The organism is Stenotrophomonas sp. STEN029, assembly GCF_056760015.1.
In genome coordinates, this window is record NZ_JBRREC010000033.1 from 25,878 (window position 1) to 43,554 (window position 17,677).

Annotated in this window: 16 protein-coding genes and 1 pseudogene; 9 read left to right on the forward strand and 8 right to left on the reverse strand. The window is 60.6% G+C overall.

What is annotated here, in order from left to right:
• Nucleotides 1–84: 84 nt before the first annotated feature.
• A complete protein-coding gene (locus ACVOLI_RS09420; protein WP_481534395.1) occupies nucleotides 85–531 on the forward strand; it encodes a winged helix-turn-helix transcriptional regulator in 447 nt (148 codons plus the stop codon).
• Nucleotides 532–726: 195 nt separating this feature from the next.
• The gene (locus ACVOLI_RS09425) at nucleotides 727–1,713 is read left to right on the forward strand and encodes a hypothetical protein (RefSeq protein ID WP_481534396.1); all 987 of its coding nucleotides are present in this window, start codon (nucleotides 727–729) and stop codon (nucleotides 1,711–1,713) included.
• 73 nt (nucleotides 1,714–1,786) lie between these two features.
• On the opposite strand, the gene yjjJ is transcribed toward ACVOLI_RS09425, so the two are convergent.
• Nucleotides 1,787–3,178: a type II toxin-antitoxin system HipA family toxin YjjJ gene (yjjJ, locus tag ACVOLI_RS09430; protein WP_481534397.1), complete on the reverse strand. Its 1,392-nt coding sequence runs from the start codon at nucleotides 3,176–3,178 to the stop codon at nucleotides 1,787–1,789.
• Nucleotides 3,179–3,295: 117 nt separating this feature from the next.
• A complete protein-coding gene (locus ACVOLI_RS09435; RefSeq protein WP_481534398.1) occupies nucleotides 3,296–3,514 on the reverse strand; it encodes a hypothetical protein in 219 nt (72 codons plus the stop codon).
• Nucleotides 3,515–3,677: 163 nt separating this feature from the next.
• Between ACVOLI_RS09435 and ACVOLI_RS09440 the strand changes: the two genes are divergently transcribed.
• Nucleotides 3,678–4,418: a hypothetical protein gene (locus ACVOLI_RS09440; protein WP_481534399.1), complete on the forward strand. Its 741-nt coding sequence runs from the start codon at nucleotides 3,678–3,680 to the stop codon at nucleotides 4,416–4,418.
• Between the two features lie 138 nt (nucleotides 4,419–4,556).
• On the opposite strand, the gene ACVOLI_RS09445 is transcribed toward ACVOLI_RS09440, so the two are convergent.
• A complete protein-coding gene (locus ACVOLI_RS09445) occupies nucleotides 4,557–5,396 on the reverse strand; it encodes a hypothetical protein (RefSeq protein ID WP_481534400.1) in 840 nt (279 codons plus the stop codon).
• Between the two features lie 830 nt (nucleotides 5,397–6,226).
• Here ACVOLI_RS09445 and ACVOLI_RS09450 point away from each other — a divergent pair.
• Nucleotides 6,227–6,427, forward strand: a pseudogene (locus ACVOLI_RS09450) (transposase); the annotation flags it as partial.
• 269 nt (nucleotides 6,428–6,696) lie between these two features.
• Here the strand turns inward: ACVOLI_RS09450 and ACVOLI_RS09455 are convergent.
• From ACVOLI_RS09455 to ACVOLI_RS09475, 5 genes are all read right to left on the reverse strand, one after another.
• A complete protein-coding gene (locus ACVOLI_RS09455) occupies nucleotides 6,697–7,158 on the reverse strand; it encodes a transposase (RefSeq protein ID WP_481534401.1) in 462 nt (153 codons plus the stop codon).
• 490 nt (nucleotides 7,159–7,648) lie between these two features.
• Complete coding sequence (locus ACVOLI_RS09460) at nucleotides 7,649–9,067, reverse strand: hypothetical protein (protein ID WP_481534402.1); 1,419 nt, start codon at nucleotides 9,065–9,067, stop codon at nucleotides 7,649–7,651.
• Nucleotides 9,068–9,080: 13 nt separating this feature from the next.
• A complete protein-coding gene (locus ACVOLI_RS09465) occupies nucleotides 9,081–9,920 on the reverse strand; it encodes a TSCPD domain-containing protein (protein WP_296246884.1) in 840 nt (279 codons plus the stop codon).
• 77 nt (nucleotides 9,921–9,997) lie between these two features.
• Nucleotides 9,998–10,804: a histone gene (locus ACVOLI_RS09470; RefSeq protein WP_481534403.1), complete on the reverse strand. Its 807-nt coding sequence runs from the start codon at nucleotides 10,802–10,804 to the stop codon at nucleotides 9,998–10,000.
• Between the two features lie 145 nt (nucleotides 10,805–10,949).
• Complete coding sequence (locus tag ACVOLI_RS09475; RefSeq protein WP_481534404.1) at nucleotides 10,950–13,103, reverse strand: adenosylcobalamin-dependent ribonucleoside-diphosphate reductase; 2,154 nt, start codon at nucleotides 13,101–13,103, stop codon at nucleotides 10,950–10,952.
• A gap of 461 nt (nucleotides 13,104–13,564) precedes the next feature.
• Between ACVOLI_RS09475 and ACVOLI_RS09480 the strand changes: the two genes are divergently transcribed.
• The 5 genes from ACVOLI_RS09480 (at nucleotide 13,565) to ACVOLI_RS09500 (ending at nucleotide 17,543) form a co-directional block, all read left to right on the forward strand.
• Nucleotides 13,565–14,995 (forward strand): Do family serine endopeptidase, encoded by a 1,431-nt coding sequence (locus ACVOLI_RS09480; protein ID WP_296246877.1) that lies wholly within the window; start codon nucleotides 13,565–13,567, stop codon nucleotides 14,993–14,995.
• A gap of 120 nt (nucleotides 14,996–15,115) precedes the next feature.
• Complete coding sequence (locus tag ACVOLI_RS09485; RefSeq protein WP_296246876.1) at nucleotides 15,116–15,475, forward strand: hypothetical protein; 360 nt, start codon at nucleotides 15,116–15,118, stop codon at nucleotides 15,473–15,475.
• 5 nt (nucleotides 15,476–15,480) lie between these two features.
• Entirely contained in the window at nucleotides 15,481–15,966 is a 486-nt protein-coding gene (locus ACVOLI_RS09490) for a phage holin family protein (RefSeq protein WP_481534405.1), read from the forward strand.
• Complete coding sequence (locus ACVOLI_RS09495; RefSeq protein WP_481534406.1) at nucleotides 15,963–16,406, forward strand: protein sip-5; 444 nt, start codon at nucleotides 15,963–15,965, stop codon at nucleotides 16,404–16,406. Before ACVOLI_RS09490 ends, ACVOLI_RS09495 begins: the two co-directional genes overlap by 4 nt.
• A gap of 45 nt (nucleotides 16,407–16,451) precedes the next feature.
• On the forward strand, nucleotides 16,452–17,543 hold the full coding sequence (locus ACVOLI_RS09500) for an AI-2E family transporter (protein ID WP_282271313.1): 1,092 nt from the start codon (nucleotides 16,452–16,454) through the stop codon (nucleotides 17,541–17,543).
• Nucleotides 17,544–17,677: the final 134 nt, after the last annotated feature.

A 17,677-nucleotide genomic window follows, 5' to 3' on the forward strand; every position in this document is an offset into this window, starting at 1 on the left:
CCAGTTGCAAATAACAACCAGATAGATGCTAGCGGACAGTGGTTTTAAAATGCAACTACAATGGACGTATCCACAGGAGCCGCCATGTCTCGCCGCAGCCCAGAACACGATTCCCCTTGCCCCGTGGCACGCAGCCTCGACCATGTCGGCGACCGCTGGTCACTGCTCATCCTGCGCGATGCATTCGACGGTGTTGGCCGCTTCGGCGATTTCCAGCGCGGCCTGGGCGTGGCCCGCAACATCCTCACCGACCGCCTGCGCAAGCTGGTGGAAGCAGGCATCCTGCAGCTGCATGCCGCATCGGACGGCACGGCGTATCAGGAATACGTGCTCACCCCCAAGGGCGAGAGCCTGTTCCCCATCCTCGTCGCCCTGCGTCAATGGGGCGAACAACACCTGTACCAACGCGGAGAACGGCATTCGCAACTGCTCGACAACCGCACCGGCAAGCCGGTTCCGTTGATGCGCTTGCAGGGTGCTGATGGAGCGCCGCTGAAGGCGACGGATACACGGGTGCGCAAGCTGGCCTGATACCTCACAGCCCGGGCCGGTATTGGTGACTGACCGGCGAAGCGAGGCGGAAGCGACGTGCTTGTTCCTCCCTTTTGAATTCAACTGCAACCGGCCCTGTGCCCGGCTCTGCAAGTCCGTGCAACTTCCGTCACACGACACCGGGCACATGCATCTGCGAAGATCGGGCAACCAATGACAACAAGGATGTGCTGCATGACGTTGTTCGCCCGCCGTGACGTACTCGTATTGGGGTTGATGCTGTCTGCGGCCTGCCCGGTGACCGCGTTGGCGTCCGAGAGTGCTGCATCGCAGCCAGCTCCCACGCGCACGGTGGTACCTGCCCTTTTCGAGCACCAGCGCATCCTGCTGACACCGCGCCTGGTCAATGGCGCGACAATCGTGTTCTACACCGACACCGGTGGCGGTCTGAACATGGTGCGCGACGATATCGCGCAACGCTTGGGCCTGCGCCCCGGTGCGGATGTGGAGGAAGAAGGCCAGCCGCCGCTCAAGACCGCGGAATGGCCAGCCTTCGCCGATGGCGCCAGCATTCCGCCCGCCGAACACGACAGCTACCTGCAGGGTCGGCTCGCGGTAGTGCCCGCCGAGGGCTTCGGCGAAGGCCCCATGCTCAATGAGGGCTTCCTTGGCAGCCGCTGGTTTGCCGGGCGCGTGTGGGAGTTCGATTACCCCAACAGCACGCTCAGCGTGCTGCAGGGCTGGACGCCGCCGGCCACTGCCCGCAGCACGCCGCTGACGATGCTGCCGAAGCGCAACATGTACTGGCCACGCATCCAGGTTGAGATCGACGGCGAACAGCTCGACATGCTGTTCGACACCGGTGCCGAACTCCGGCTGGGTGCGGATGGCGCCAAGGCGCTGGGCCATGCCGAAGGCGCGCGCGTGGCAGGCAGCTTCATCACCGCCCGCCAGTACCGCAAGTGGCGCGATGCGCACCCGGACTGGCCGGTGGCACTGAAAGGCGATGGCGGCATGCCGATGATCCAGGTAGCCAACGTGCGCATCGCTGGCGCCGATACCGGCCCAGCATGGTTTGCGGCGCGCCCGGACCGCAATTTCACCGAGTACATGTCATCGATGACCGATGCCCCGGTGGAAGGCGCCATCGGCGGCTCGGCATTCGCTCGCTTGAAGATGGTGGCGGATTACCCAGCACAGGTGCTTTACGTGCTGCCCTGAGCGGAGCGTTGGTTTTTCGGAATCGTGACCGAAGAACCGCGTCGAGATACCCGACTCTGACCCCGGTTTTCTTTCAGCTGCCGAAGCGTTGGGCGTAGCGGCTGACTACGTCGATGTTTTGCTGGGCTACGGCCTGAATCTCCGGGGCAACCTCCGATTCCGCTACCCGCCGCCAGAACTGCTCAGCCAGTTCTGCGGCCCAGGCAATGAATGGCGCTTGCCCGGCCCGGCCGGGCGCATTGATGTTTATCGGTGCCAGTGCGCGAATATTTCCGGTTTGTGCGGATGGCGCCATATACATCGGCAGCATGTCGTAGGCAGGACACAGGGCTAGCGGACCCTCGTCGATGAGGTGGAAGCCGACGTTACCCAGATGCATATCGGTGTTACCGATCAGCCGGCCGAACCAATGCAGCCGCGCCATGTTCTGGGCGGTGTCCTGAGTGACCAATCGCTCGTCAACAAGCTGCTCGCCGGCCAGACCCCAGTCGCGTGATCCCTCACCGATGAAGGCAGCATCCAACGCCAGCAGCGAAGCGAAGCCGCGCCGGCCCAATACGTCCTCGGTGCGATCAAACCGCTCCACTTCAAGGAACACATGTTCATCGCTGCGCAGCAGCTGCGTGCGCGATGCTGGGAAGCCTTCCTCGCGCAGCGTGGATAAGGCCAGGTGCTCGCAGACGAGCAGGTCTGCCCAACGCGCGCCCAACGGGTTCAACGACGGCAGCGCGAACTTGACCAAGGCAGCGTAGCGACCAGTAGTGGTAACAACAGTCGCAGTGAACTTGGGCTGCTCGCCGCCTGGAGACGAACCAACTTCCTCGCCATCGAGGGCTTCCTTGGCACGTATGGCATAGACATCATGCCGGCTGTCCATGTCCACACGATCCGCAGGCGCATCCACATCCAACAACGCACGGTCGATGGCAGCCTGTCCCAACAGCAGGTCGCCGACACTGGTGCCACCATGCAGGATGCCGAGCAGGTTGTCGCGCGATTGCCAACTTTTCAGGTCCTGGGGCACACCCAATGCCCGGCCCAAACGATGCGCCAGGGAACGACCGAGGAAACCTTGCGGACGCACATCATCCAGAAACCAGGGCAGCCCCGGAAAGTAACCCGCCGGGCCATCTACTGCCCGCATCAGGTTCGGGCGATCACCCGTGGGTTCAAAAAGAAAGCCGTCTCCACGCAACGCGTGCAAGGTGCCCAACTCTTCCATGTTCGCGTCCTCGCCCATCCGGTAAAGCGGCCACCTATTGGGCCGGACCAGCGCAGTGGCTACGTAGGCCGTGGCGCGCGCCTTGCCAACACGGCGCACCTGATCACCGGCTTCCGCTACCAATCGCGACAGGACGGGACGGGAAACGGCCAGCTTCTCGACCAACTCGCCGGCCGGCACCGGATCGCCGCTTTGAAGCAGATCAAGCAGTTGCAGGACGCTGGCTGAGGAAGGACGGGCCATGATCAGAGCTCGTTTCTTTACGATTCACGAAACGATACTGGCGCATGAGAAGAATTTCAACACGTTGATATGAATAGCTATTTCACTGCATCGCGCCATCACTATCCGACAATTTCTTTACGATTCTCCATCCGGATAGGAATGCCCATCGTCCGCCTGTTGCGGCAGATCCGGCTGGTTCTGAAGAACCAAAACCATGAAACGAGCAAGGGCCAAAGCGGAAACCGACGCTGACCCCGGCTTTTCGGCTTTCAGATTTTCACTACCCAGAAACGAAGCGGAATCAGAGCAAGAATCCGGCTGTATCGCCTGTTCTCGCCCACTGTTCTTGATCACAGTGGAAAGCCAGATGGGTCTGATTGCATGGCAACGGCGCGCACCTACCTGAAGGTGACGCTCTCGCGCCTAACCAAGCCTGGGATGTTTGCTCAATACACCTGCATGGGCACAAAGGCACATCTTCATAAGTCTCGAATCAGCAGCTCAAGGAGAGAGTAGATTGAACTTCAAATTTGGAATTTCACTGGCCCTCGCGTTCTCCATTGCCCAAGCATCCGCAGCGCAGCATGGACAGTCACACAACGCGGATTCCTTCAGCCTCGTGTCGGAGTCGACTTCACGCGATGTCTCATTGACAAGGACATCGGCGATTCTATTGCGAACGTATCGCCTGTATACGGGTGATTACGTGGAGCTCATACATACCGTGGAAGCCGACGGAAAACTGGAGCTGGATGCTTCTCGCCAATCCGAAGATGCGCTCTCCAAACTCGACAGGTACTGCGCCAGATATGGAGGACAAGCAGCCCGCACAGGGGTATCAATTCTTACCAAGGAAACACAAACGCTGCTTTCCTGCGGCGGAAGCGGCCCACGGCCAAAAGCGACCGGATCGAGCAGCAACCCCTCCGCCAGCGCCTCACGCGCCTTCTGCGATGCAACCATGAGCATCGTCATGGATGGCCCTGGTTCCGTCTATCGTGGCGATCCAGGTGGATTCGCCGTACATGCGGACGCGGAGTGGGAGGGGATCAGCGGTTCCATTGTTACCTGGCACGCCAACTTCCTTCCTGGCTGCAGTCTGGGCGAGTCTGGTCACCATCAGCGATGGCTTTGGGCATCTCGTGCTGTCACCTGCGGCACGGGATCACTGTCGCTGGGCATGCACGACGGAAGTGCAACCATAGAAGCTTGTAACAGCAGAGACTACAGCTTCATCACAACCGAAATATGGAGATAGCCCTGTACCTTGGGTCCTGCTTGCGGATGATCCAAGGGACCAGAGTCGGCATCCGCAGGTCACCCCCGCCTGAAGCAGAGAGGGTCAGAGCGAAAACCCGACTCTGACCCATGTTTCCGGCCCCCTGTCTCCCGTGATTTACTTTTCCAAAGAAAATGTCTCTATTGGGGTCGACTGCCCGGCCTGCGCCAGCTTCTTTAGGTCATTCCACTGATCCAAGTTGGGGCGAGGATCAGGTCCAGCAGTACGATAGCCCTGCAATTGACCATGGGTGCCTAGCTGGCGAAGGAACTCGGTTGTCTGCAACTGAACTACGGCAGCGTTCGCTCGATCGTCAAAATTCGGGAGATACTGCTTGATCAACGCATCCGCCTTGTAGTCACCTAAAATCTTTGCAACCTCCAACCGGGCACGCAATACCCTATCTCCGTCGATGGACTTGCCAAATCTTTCATTAGCAAGTCCATACTCAGCAAGCGCCAGTTCTTCGTATGCATAAACTGAACCTTTTGAAGCCGCGTCTTCCAGCATGCCAAGGCTAGCCATTGGCTTCCCTTGCCGAATAGCCGCAAGCCCGAATAGCGTCTGCAATTTCGGATCGTCCGTACCGTTGAGCGAGTCGATATCAAGTGTCGCTAGCGAATTGATTTCAGCCTGAGTAGGGTAGTAATGATTTTTCATCCACTCGAGCTCTTCCATCGAAATCGCAATTAACCGTGCATCCGATGCCACCAGCTCTGAGCTCGATCTGATTTCGTTACGGATAGAGGAAGGATCTATCCGCGCATGGCGAGATTCATCTTTACCCAATATTTTCCCAGGATCTCGATGATGCCGGCTCTCCTCCAGACTACTGACACCGGAGTTGTATTCCGCGCGCCCATCTGATTTTGATGCGGGCGAATGATTGAGGCTTGTCAAAGTAATTGCCGAAATAGCAATCAAGCCCAGACCGCCTACCACCAAGAATCTCTTCATTTCGATACCCCGATATCTGAATTCAAATCAACACTCTTCGGCATGGTCGGATATCCATAACCGGCGACAAGCTCATCTCGGGCTGCATTGAATGCCGGAAGGCGTGTCCAAGCTGCAATCGCTTCCCGCTGAAGAACCTGCGGATATGCTGCGACCTGCGCCTCTTGCAAGAGGCATGTAGATCGCGCGCAAAACAGAAGGAACCTGTGTTTATGCATGAAATCTCATTATCCCTGAGCACAGTTTCGCGCCGCACTTTGGCTTCTCCCGCAGCTTCATGGCATTGGTCGCGCGTATTGCAGGGAGCAGTGAATATTGCCCCGAACTGTACTGCTTCAACCAGAAACCCTGGCACCAGCTGACCTCCCGAAGTACCACAGCCATTCAATATCAGCGGAGGTAGCGAGCGAATACCACAGCCATACGCTGCGAACTCGGTTGGGGCAAGCGCGCACCCTCGACAGTAACACTCAGCGATCGAATCCAGATCACGCTGATCATTACCACCTCCCCATGCGCCTCCGCACATCTCTCATCCATCACCAACACCTATTGGCGGAGTTGGATGGCAGCCATTTGTAGTACAGCAAATCTCATTGACCGAATTGGCTCCAACTGCAAGCAACCCACCAGCAATTGGCAAACTTCGGATTACGCCCTTGAGGACACTTGAATCACTCATTCCCTTATCCTTGTAATGGTCAACCACTTACTTCCAAGTAACGCCAGATCGTCCTGAGCTGGGATCTCTTTGTAGCAGAGAGAGTTTTCCTTTGCCATCCAGCGCTCCCTTGAGATTAGGTAGCACAGCAGTTTGGGTCCAATCCTCAATGACAAGGACATTGGACGTGAAAAGGCGCTTTACCGAAGGACAGATCATTTGCGTCCTGCGTGACACTGAAGCAGGCATGCCGATCAAGGATCTTTGCCGCCGGCGCGGCTTCAGCCAGGCCTAGTACTACCTGTGGCGGAGCAAATTCGGCGCTACTAATGTGTCCAATACCAAGCGCCTGTGTCACCTGCGCCGCGATCCGTAGGCAAATCAGCCGCCGGGCCTAGGCAATCCGTAGCCCGGGTAAGCGCAGCGCACCCGGGATCGCACGATGCCCGGCATTGCGTCAAATCGTAGTCAAGGGATTAGGCGCGTCGTCGGCACCTAAGGAAAACAGCCGACGCCAAAAGCAGAAAGCCGAACGTCGGCTCGGCTTCTTCGATCACTGCAGATCCCGGGTGCGCTGCGCTTACCCGGGCTACGGATTACCGCAACGGCTCCCCAAGGCTGGTACCAGCCACTGATTCGCTACAAGCCCAGTCTTCCGACAGCAGCCCCTCGCGGACGTAGCGATGAAAAGTGGAGTGTGGCCAGTCGCGTACGGCTGTCACCCAGCCATGCTTCAAGGGGTTGATATGCACGTAGTCCACGCAGGCTTGAAGCTGGCTGGCGTCGCGGATGGTTCGCTCCCAGTAACGCGCCTGGGGACTGATGGCCCGGAGCGAAGACCCTGCGGGTGAAGCCCTTCTTGATCTCCTGCCACAGCCGTGGATAGTTATCCGTACTGGCATCCATCTGGATCACCGCGTGCAGGTGCTCTGGCAGCACAGCAGCCGCCAACACCAGGTGCGGAACACGCTGCGCGGCGTTGCGCCAGGCCTGCTTCAGCGCATCGATCTCGCGCACCAGCAGATCACTGCGCCGGTCCTGCAAGGCAACGGTGAAGAAGTAGGTGCCGCCGGCAACACGATTACGTCGATAGTTGACCATCGCCCCAGCGTAGCCACATCACCGCACAACGCCCGCCCCGCGATCAGTAAGCAAACCACCCGACGAGCCCGCGCAATCCGTAGCCCGGGTAAGCACAGCGCACCCGGGATCGCACGATGCCCGGCATTGCATCGAATCGTAGCCAAGGGATTGGGTGCGTCGTCGGCATCGGAGGAAAACAGCCGAAGCCAAAAGCACAAAGCCGAACGTCGGCTCGGCTTCTTCGATCATTGCAAACCCCGAGTGTACTGCTATTGCGGCTGACCTAATTGATCCTAGAGAATCAAGACCACACAACGAACGAGGGTCAGGGCGGAAACCTGACTCTGACCCCTGTTCTCCCTGTTCTCGTTCGCAAGGTTGAAACCCGACGCTGGATTGGCTCCGGCTTTCGGTTTTCCTGAGCGGGAACCCGACTCTGACCCCCGCTTTCCGGGCTACGTTACTGACCTCGTTTGTCCCTTAGCCCACTAATCTTCCGCTTCCTATTCTACTCAGCCACATCACTGACGGCGTCAGCTTTAACTTTTGCTGACGACCCGCCGACTGACTGACGTTGGGTATAGGTAAAATTCGAGTCCAGCTCAGCTGTCAAATGACTTTTCAGCATCTCAAGTTTGAGCTGCATCCGATGACGAAGTTTATCATCATCATTCAAGCCAAGATCAGTCGCCGAAGAATAGACAACGTCTTTTGCGATAACGAGCAACTTAGCCAGAGCCAAACGATCACCATGAATCCTCATAATCCTCCCCATCAATGCAGAAGTGAGCTTCCAGCAAACTGTCACGATTAAACCCAAAGCAGCTGCAAACGGAATCCGCTGCAAGGACAGCGCAATCAGCTGATTTAAATCGCTCACATCTGACGAAAGTATGTTTTTCGCTCCCGAATACAACTGCCAAGAACAAAATCCAATAACAATAATTGGAATTACCATGAGACCAATGTACTTCCAAGATTGGCCTGCGCCTTCCGAAACATAGTCCCTATATTCATCGGATATCAGATTTCGATCATTCACCAGCGTCTGAAGCTCTTTCGACTTTTGTGAAATTTCAACATTAAGCCCATTAACCGATTCTTTGAGCTGCGCTTCATTATTCCGAATTGCATTTAACGCTTCTTCCGCCACTTGGAGAGACGCCTTGACCTTATTCAGCCTCTCAGTCTGCGAAGCGTCCTCAATACGCGATGCTTCAACGGCGGCAGAAAGCTCTTCTTTCTCGACAACCAATTCTTCGATGCTCTCTTTTACTACTCGCTGCTCCTCTGCTAGCTCCGCAACACGTTGTCTTGCAGATTCAACCTCGCTCCTATGGGACTTAACGTAAGATTCAATACCATTTAAAGTATCAGCAGATTTCGTTACCTTTTCGGAAATATCCTCCAGCTGCTCCAGCGAGTAGCCATATATCGAAACTCGCAACAACTTGAGTCGCCGCAAGGGAACATTCCCTCGAACAGTCACAGATTTTATGAAAATCTTGACCATATAGGCCACGTAGCTTTCCGAAGTCCCATCCGCCTTCGACCGTTTAAGCACCGAACCTACTAAGGGAATAATTTCACCAGATGCAGCCTCCACCCGTATCTCGAAGGATTTCAGAGTCGACGCAGCATCTTTCGAATAGACCTCAAACCTTCGCACATACAACGGCTCATCAAGCGAAATTTTCCTTTCATCCTTCGAGATGGAGACAGGCTTTACATTCCCATAGCTTAGGAGCCTGCTATAGCTTCCATCCACCTCAAAGAACCTATTAACAAGCGCCGGAGCCCCTGGCAGCTCCTCTCGCACATAATCTCCAAGGCGATCAAAGTTATCACTAGTGAATTCGTTCATCCCTTCCCCCAAAAAGATAAAAAAAAAAGCAGACTCATCACTGAGCCTGCCTTTATCGACCAATATTCAAATCATTTCAACCGCACTTGCTATACCCACAATTCAAGCAAGTCTGGCAGCCGTCCATGATCACCAGCGCCTTGGTGCTGCACTTGTGGCACATGGTAGCGCTGGCCGGGAAGCTGCCGTTGTCGGCGCTTTCGGGGGCCGCTTCGGGGGCGACGGCAACATCAAGGGCTACCCCTCCCTGGCCCTCCCCTTCGCTTTGCGAAAGGGAGGGGGCGAGCGCGGCGCTTTTCGCCGGCGCTGCGTTTACTTCACTGTTTTTTTTTGAGCGTTCTTCGAACTGCTTGCGCTTTTCGGCGATCAGGGCGCGCTGGTGAGCGCTCATTTCCGGGTCCTGCAGCAGGCCGATCGACTTCATGTGGTCTTCGACGATGGAGCCCAGCTCGGCCACCAGCGACGGCATGTACACGCCGCCGACCTTGAAGTAACCGCCCTTCGGGTCGAACACGGCCTTCATTTCGTCAACGATGAAGGTGACGTCACCGCCCTTGCGGAACACGGCGGACATGATGCGGGTCAGCGCCACGATCCACTGGAAATGCTCCATCGACTTGGAGTTGATGAAGATCTCGAACGGACGGCGCAGTTCGTGCTCGGTGCCCTGGTTGAGCACGATGTCGTTGATGGTCACGTAGAAGGCGTGTTCCACCAGCGGCGATTTGATCTTGTAGGTACTGCCGATCAGCACTTCCGGGCGCTCGATGCGCTCGTGCATGTGCACGATGTTGTCGGCCGGGGACTCGTCCAGGGCGGCAGCCACCGGGGCCTTGGCCGCAGCGGTTTCACGGGCCTTGTCGTCCGGGGTGATGACGGAATAGCCCTTGATTTTCTTGTCGATCTTGACGGCCATGGTGCGAGTCCTGGTTATGCGTTGCTAAACGGATTGGCAGCAACCCCGTCCTTGCAGGACGGGGCGCGCGGTGCGGCTTACTTGCGGGTCGCCTTCTTGGCGGCCTTCTTCACTGCGGTGGCCTTCTTGGCAACCGTCTTCTTTGCGGTAGCGGCCTTCTTGGCCACGGTCTTCTTGGTCAGGGCAACCTTCTTGGCAGCGGTCTTCTTGCTGACGGCTACTTTCTTGGCGACCTTCTTTTCAGTGGCCTTCACCGTCTTCTTGACGGCGGCGACCTTCTTGGCTGCCTTCTTTTCGACCTTCTTCACTGCCTTCTTGGCAGCGGTGGTCTTCTTGACGACAGCCTTGGCAATCTTCTTCTCGGTAGCCTTCACCGACTTCTTGGCGGCAGCAGCCTTCTTGCCGACGGCCTTGGCGACCTTCTTCTCGGCAGCCTTCACCGTCTTCTTGGCCGAGGCGACCTTGGTGGCGGCCTTCTTCTCGACCTTGGCGATGGCCTTCTTGGTCGCCGCACGCTTGCCGGCGCCCTTCTTCTTCAGCTCGGTGGCTTCAGCCTTGGCGTTGGCCTTGGCGGCTTCCAGCTTCTGGCGCACGGAAGCAACCTTCTTCTTCACTTCCTTCTTGGCCGCGCTGGCCTTCTTGGCGACAACCTTCTCAGCCTTCTTGACGGCCTTCTCGGCCTTCTTTACAGCCTTCTTGACCTTGGCCACCTGCTTCTTGGCGCCGGCCTCGACCTTCTTTGCACTGGCCTTCACTGCAACCACGGCGTCGCTGGCGGTTGCCGCGATGCTCTCACCCGCGTGGGCGACGGTTTCCTTGACGGTTTCTTTCACGTCCTCGGCAACCTGGGTTACGGTCGCGGTCACACCATTACCATTGCTCATAAAGCCCTCCTAAGGGCATCGGGTCTGTAATGTGGCGATGCTATATCGAAGCCGATGCAACGTGAAACAAGCGCGCAACAGGAAGGTGGCGGCGAAGCCACCGTCATGCCCTCCCAGCGCGCGGCCGGGAGGGCGATGAAGGCACTCAGAACTTGCCGTAGTAGCCTTCTTTCAGGGCGTCGAACAGGTTGGCGGCGGTGTGCATCTCGCCGTCGTACTCGATCTGTTCGTTGCCCTTGACCTCCACCACCTGGCCGTCTTCCAGCTCGAAGCGGTAGGTGGTGTTCTCCAGGTCCGCTTCCTTGACCAGCACGCCCTGGAAGGCAGCCGGGTTGAAACGGAAGGTGGTGCAGCCCTTCAGGCCCTGCTCGTGGGCGTAGCGATAGATGTCCTTGAACTGCTCGTACGGGTAATCGGTCGGTACGTTGGCGGTCTTGGAGATCGAGCTGTCCACCCACTTCTGCGCGGCGGCCTGCACGTCCACGTGTTCCTTGGGCGAGATGTCGTCGGCGCTGATGAAGTACTCCGGCAGCTTGGCATCAGCCTCGTCGGAGAACGGCATGGCCTTGTCGTTGACCAGCTGGCGGTAGGCCAGCAGCTCGAACGAGAACACGTCCACCTTCTCCTTGGACTTCTTGCCTTCGCGGATCACGTTGCGGCTGTAGTGGTGCGCGAACGAGGGCTCGATGCCGTTGGAGGCGTTGTTGGCCAGCGACAGGCTGATGGTGCCGGTCGGGGCGATGGAGCTGTGGTGGGTGAATCGCGAACCGACCGTGGCCAGCTCTTCCACCAGCTCCGGGGCCACCGTGGCCACGCGCTGCATGTAGCGGCTGTAGCGGGCGTGCAGCACCTTGCCGGCAATCTTCTGGCCGACCTTCCAGCCGTCCTTCTTCATTTCCGGGCGCTGGCGCAGCATGGCGGCGGTAACGTCGAACTGCTCTTCCATGATCGGGGCGGCGCCCTTCTCACGGGCCAGCTCCAGGCCGGTTTCCCAGCCGGCCACGGCCATGTCGCGGGCGATGGCTTCGGTGAACTCGCAGGACTCGGTGCTGCCGTACTTCATCTTCAGCATGGTCATGGTGCTGCCCAGGCCAAGGAAGCCCATGCCGTGGCGGCGCTTGCGCATGATCTCGTTGCGCTGCTGTTCCAGCGGCAGGCCGTTCACTTCGACCACGTTGTCGAGCATGCGGGTGAACACGCGCACCACTTCCTTGTACTCGTCCCAGTCGAACGAGGCCTTGTCGGTGAACGGGTCGCGCACGAACTTGGTCAGGTTCACCGAGCCCAGCAGGCAGGCGCCGTACGGCGGCAGCGGCTGCTCGCCGCAGGGGTTGGTTGCGCGGATGTTCTCGCACCACCAGTTGTTGTTCATCTCGTTGACGCGGTCGATCAGGATGAAACCCGGCTCGGCGTAGTCATAGGTGGAGACCATGATCATGTCCCACAGGTGACGGGCACGGATGTGGCCGTACACCTTGCAGGCCACCAGGCCGTCGTCGCGGACGATGTAGTTCTCGTGGGTCGGCCATTCGCGCCACACCACTTCCTCACCGCTGGACGGGTCCAGCTCGGCCTGTTCCTTGGTGTTGATCGGGAACACCAGCTGCCAGTCGGCGTCGTTGTTCACCGCATCCATGAAGCCGTCGGTGATCAGCAGCGACAGGTTGAACTGGCGCAGGCGGCCGTCCTCGCGCTTGGCGCGGATGAAGTCCTTCACGTCCGGGTGCGACACGTCGAAGGTGCCCATCTGCGCGCCACGACGGCCACCGGCCGAGGACACGGTGAAGCACATCTTGTCGTAGATATCCATGAAGGACATCGGCCCGGAGGTGTAGGCGCCAGCGCCGGCAACGAAGGCACCACGCGGACGCAGGGTGCTGAACTCGTAGCCGATGCCGCAGCCGGCCTTCAGGGTCAGGCCCGCTTCGTGGACCTTCTCCAGGATGCCGTCCATCGAGTCGGTGATGGTGCCCGACACGGTGCAGTTGATGGTGCTGGTGGCCGGCTTGTGCTGCTGGGCGCCGGCATTGGAGGTGATGCGGCCAGCCGGGATTGCGCCACGGCGCAGGGCCCAGGCGAAACGCTCATACCAGTAGGCGCGCTTGTCGTCGGTGGCCTCGGCATCCGCCAGGGCGCGGGCCACGCGCAGGTAGGTGCCGTCGATATCGGCGTCCAGCGCTTCGCCTGCCTTGGTCGTGAGGCGGTACTTCTTTTCCCAGATGTCCTGCGAGGCAGGCTGCAGAGGGATCATGTCCGACTTGGTTTGATTGCTGACCACTTCCAGACGCACCGTACTCATGATTGTGGAAACTCTCCTGGGGCACCTTGCGGTGCGATTTTCTTTTCCCAAACAGGCCGGGCAGCAAAGACAGCGACGCGCAGGCGCGTACTTACGCGCCTGTCGGCGGGATGAGGGGATTCCGGGAAAAACCGGTTTTCTGCATCACTGTCGCGGTCATTGCACGCCTTCCGTTGGGGTGCTTGCACCCCGAGCACTAAACCCTACTGCTTGGGGACGCTTTTCACATCAACCCAACATCTAGTGGGTGATGACCCGACCAAGCTTACCCACCCACGGGGTGATGTCAAACGAAAAATGTACGTCTTCTCTATTGCATTCCGTGCAGAGCTTGAGGCCCTTGGGATTGCGGCAATGCAGAAGTTTCATTGCCGATTTAACTGCCCCCCGCCACACTCGTGTTCAGCAACCCGCCCCACCCCGGCGCCGCCCTCGGGCGCCCCCGCATGGAACCCCCGGCAATGCGACCCATCCCGACCCTGCTGACCCTGGCCCTGGCCGCCGCCTTTGGTGGTTTCACTGCCACCGCCATCAATGCCCACCTGGACAACCGCGCCGAAGCCGCCTCGCTGAGTACGGTGTTGCCGACCACCGCCGCGCTGCCGGCCGCCGTCGCCGGACAAGCGGTGCCGTCACTGGCGCCGATGCTGGAACAGGCCATGCCAGCCGTGGTCAGCGTCAACACCAAGCAGGTCGTGCGGGTACGCAATCCCTTCTTTGACGACCCCTTCTTCCGCCGCCTGTTCCCGCAGGTGCCACAGGAGCGCATCAACGAGTCGCTGGGCTCGGGCGTGATCATCGATGCAGCGCGCGGCTACGTGCTCACCAACCACCACGTGGTCGAGAACGCCGACGACGTACAGGTCACCCTGGCCGACGGCCGCACGGTCAAGGCCGAGTTCCTCGGTTCGGACCGCGACACCGACATCGCCCTGATCCGCATCCCCGCCGAAAAGCTCACCGCGCTGCCGCTGGGCAACAGCGACCAGCTGCGCGTGGGTGACTTCGTCGTGGCGATCGGCAACCCCTTCGGCTTCAGCCAGACCGTCACCTCCGGCATCGTCTCGGCGGTTGGCCGCAGCGGCATCCGTGGGCTGGGCTACCAGAACTTCATCCAGACCGATGCCTCGATCAACCCCGGCAACTCCGGTGGCGCACTGGTCAACCTCAACGGCCAGCTGGTCGGCATCAATACCGCCAGCTACAACCCGCAGGGCAGCATGGCCGGCAACATCGGCCTGGGCCTGGCGATTCCGTCCAACCTGGCCCGTGACGTGGTCGAGCAGCTGATCACCAAGGGCGTGGTGGTGCGCGGCACGCTGGGCGTGGAAACCCAGAACCTGACACCGCAGATCGCGCAGGGCCTGGGCCTGGAAGAGGCCCGTGGCGCTTTGGTAACGCGCGTGCTGGCCGGTTCCGGCGCGGCGGCGGCCGGAGTAAAGGCCGGCGACGTGGTAACCGCGATCAATGGCCAGCGCGTGGACAGCGCACAGGCCCTGCACAACTTTGAAGGGCTCTCCACGGTCGGCCGCACGGTCGATCTGGAGGTGCGCCGCGACGGCAAGCCGCTGCAGCTCAAGGCCACCTTGAAGGAACAACCGCGTGCGGTGGCCGGCGATACGCTGGACCCGCGCCTGAGCGGCGCCACCTTCGCCGACCTCCCCGAATCGCTGCGCCAGGCCGGCATCAACGGCGTGCTGGTCAGCGAAGTAGCGCGTGGCAGCCGCGCCGCGCAATCGGGCCTGGCCGGTGGCGATGTGATTCTCGCGGCCAGCAGCGGTGCGTTCACCGACCTCGCCGGCTGGCGCGCCAGCTTCGGCCAACGCCCGCCACAGCTGGTGTTGAACATCCTGCGCGGTGGCAGCCAGCGCGGCCAATTGATGATGCGATGATGCCCAGGTGAGCATCTTGTGGTGCCGGCGTAACGTTGTTTACACCCGGCAACTGCTATTTGTTGAGTTCTGTTGCAACCGCGCGCCATCCGGCGCACCCGCTGAAACCAGGAGATCACGATGAGCCCCACCAATACCGAGAACATGAAGGAACACCTGGGCGAGGCTGGCGCACACCTGAAGTCCGCCGCTTCCGCCGCTGGCTCGGCCGTCAAGGGCGCTGCCGGTGCCGCCGGCGACGAACTGCGTCTGGGCAAGGCCAACATGAAGGCCGAACTGTCCGACAGCGCGCTGTCCGGCCTGGCCGCCGCCGAGCTGGGCGGTGCTGCCGCCAAGGAACAGGTCGACGCACTGATGGACAAGGGCAAGGACCTGATCGACAGCGCCGCCGACCTCATCCGTGAGCGTCCGCTGGCCTCGTTCGGCGTGGCCTTCGCCGCTGGCTGGATCATTGCCAAGCTCGCCCGCAGCAACGACTGATCGGCGTGAGCGATAACGCAACACCGCCCACTGGCGACGATTCCACCCCGGGCCAGGCGCCCGGGCTGGAAGAAAGCATCCGTCAGGTTGGCGCCGCCGGCCGGCAGACGCTGGACTCGGCTTCCAACACGCTGCGCTCCCTGCGCCGGCTGGCGTCTGCTGACCTGGCCCTGGCGCGCAGCGCGTTTGGTCGTTCCCTGGCATGGAGCGGCGTGGCCATCGTATTCGGCGCCTCGGCGCGGCTGCTATTGGCCGCCACGGCGGTGGCGATGCTGCAATACATGGGCTTGTCGCTGTTCGTCTCGCTGCTGATCCCCACCCTCACCAGCCTGGCCGTCACCGGCTACGCGATCTGGCGGGTGTCGTACTTCTTCCACCACACCGGCATGCACGCCACCCGCCGGCAGTTGTCGCGGCTGGGTCTGTTCGACGAGCCAACCGGCGAAGACCCCGATGCCGAAGTGAAGATCCCCGGGGAGAACACACCGTGAATTTCGAAGCCCTGCAACGCCGTGTGCGCCGCGCCGAAGCCGTGGTGCAGGTGCGTGGCGAGGAAGCCACCCAGCACTGGGACCAGCTCAACCAGAGCTGGCGCAGTGCATGGACACCCGGTCGCATCGTGGTGGTCGGCCTGGCTGGCGGCTTCCTGGCCGGCAAGCTGGAACCCGGCGGTGCCTTCAGCGGCAGCCGTTGGTTGCAGATGATCGGCTCGGTGTCCGGGCTGGTCAGCAGTGCGCAGGCTTCGGTCGCCTCGTTTGCCGCCGCTGCGGCAGCGGCCGGGGTGATGGCCGGGCAGGCGGCGGCCGATGACGATGCCGATCAAGGCGACGACGAGGACAGCCCGCCGCCCGCCGCGGCAGCCAGCACGGCGCGCAGCAACAGCACGCCACCCGGCCCCGCCGAAGCGGCGACAGAACTGTCAGAATCCTGAGCACGGCGCCACCGCGCGCCGTTCCGTTCACGGAGCGCTGCCCGCATGTCTGACCCGTTGCCCGAAGCCACACCCCGCCCCGCTGAAGCCCCTGCGCCACGCCCGCGCGCGCCAGTCGCCGTGGTGGTACTGGCGACGCTGGCGGTGGGTTACACGCTGTGGGCCGCGCAGGAAGTGATCCTGCCGGTGCTGCTGGCGATGTTCTTCGCGCTGATCGGCAACCCCATCATCCGCCTGCTGCAGAAACTGCACCTGCCACGCTTCCTCGGCGCACTGCTGGTGCTGGCGGCAGGCTTGGCAGGCAGCGCCGCGCTGACCGTGCAGTTGGCCGGCCCGGCCACCGAATGGGTGCAGGAAGCGCCGCAGCAGATGCGACAGATCTCGCGCAAGGTGCAGGACTTCGTCAAACCGGTGCAGCAGGCCAACCTGGCGGCGGAGAGCTTCGCCCGCGCCGCCGGTGGCGAAGGCAACCGCAAGGTGCAGGTGATCCGCACCCAGCTCGACGATCCCTACAAGGCACTGGTGCGCACACCCAAGCTGGCCGCCTCGGCGCTGGCGGTGGTGCTGCTGACCCTGTTCTTCATGATCTATGGCGAAAACCTGCAGCGGCATGTGATCGCACTGCTGCCCAACCGCCAGCAGAAACGCTTCACCGCCGAGATACTGCGCTCGATCGAGCGCGAGATATCCCGTTACGTGTTGACCATCACCCTCATCAACGTCGGCCTTGGCCTGATCCTGTCCGGCGTGCTGATGCTGCTCGGTATCGCCCTGCCCGAGGCCCTGCTGTGGGGCACGGTGGCCGCGCTGCTGAATTTCGCCCCGTACGTGGGGCCACTGATCGGCATCGTGCTGATGCTGCTGATGGGCTTCGTCGAATTCCGCGATCCACTGACCGCCCTGCTGCCAGCGCTGGCTTACCTGGCCCTGCATACGCTGGAGGGGCAGCTGATCACGCCCATCGTGCTCGGCCGCCGCATGGCGATCTCGCCGCTGATGCTGATCCTGGCATTGATGCTGTTCGGCTGGCTGTGGGGCATGATCGGCCTGCTGCTGGCAGTGCCGCTGCTGGTCTGCGTGAAGCTGGTGCTGAGCCGCGTGGATGGCATGCACGGCTGGGCCAAGCTGCTGGAGTAAGCGCCGCTTTTGTCGGAGCGGCGTCAGCCGCGAAGCTGATGATTCTGCCGCAATCAGCAACGTAGCCCGGGTAAGCGCAGCGCACCCGGGAAGTGGGCGCGCGCTGATGTCTGGCGTTGTCTGCAAACGGTCCC

Bases quoted from the DNA above. Each gene is read 5' to 3' on its own strand.
- ACVOLI_RS09485 (WP_296246876.1), top strand. From the start codon at position 15,116: ATGAGCCCCACCAATACCGAGAACATGAAGGAACACCTGGGCGAGGCT.
- yjjJ (WP_481534397.1), bottom strand. From the start codon at position 3,178: ATGGCCCGTCCTTCCTCAGCCAGCGTCCTGCAACTGCTTGATCTGCTT.
- ACVOLI_RS09480 (WP_296246877.1), top strand. From the start codon at position 13,565: ATGCGACCCATCCCGACCCTGCTGACCCTGGCCCTGGCCGCCGCCTTT.
- ACVOLI_RS09425 (WP_481534396.1), top strand. From the start codon at position 727: ATGACGTTGTTCGCCCGCCGTGACGTACTCGTATTGGGGTTGATGCTG.
- ACVOLI_RS09455 (WP_481534401.1), bottom strand. From the start codon at position 7,158: ATGGTCAACTATCGACGTAATCGTGTTGCCGGCGGCACCTACTTCTTC.
- ACVOLI_RS09420 (WP_481534395.1), top strand. From the start codon at position 85: ATGTCTCGCCGCAGCCCAGAACACGATTCCCCTTGCCCCGTGGCACGC.
- ACVOLI_RS09500 (WP_282271313.1), top strand. From the start codon at position 16,452: ATGTCTGACCCGTTGCCCGAAGCCACACCCCGCCCCGCTGAAGCCCCT.
- ACVOLI_RS09475 (WP_481534404.1), bottom strand. From the start codon at position 13,103: ATGAGTACGGTGCGTCTGGAAGTGGTCAGCAATCAAACCAAGTCGGAC.
- ACVOLI_RS09470 (WP_481534403.1), bottom strand. From the start codon at position 10,804: ATGAGCAATGGTAATGGTGTGACCGCGACCGTAACCCAGGTTGCCGAG.
- ACVOLI_RS09445 (WP_481534400.1), bottom strand. From the start codon at position 5,396: ATGAAGAGATTCTTGGTGGTAGGCGGTCTGGGCTTGATTGCTATTTCG.
- ACVOLI_RS09465 (WP_296246884.1), bottom strand. From the start codon at position 9,920: ATGGCCGTCAAGATCGACAAGAAAATCAAGGGCTATTCCGTCATCACC.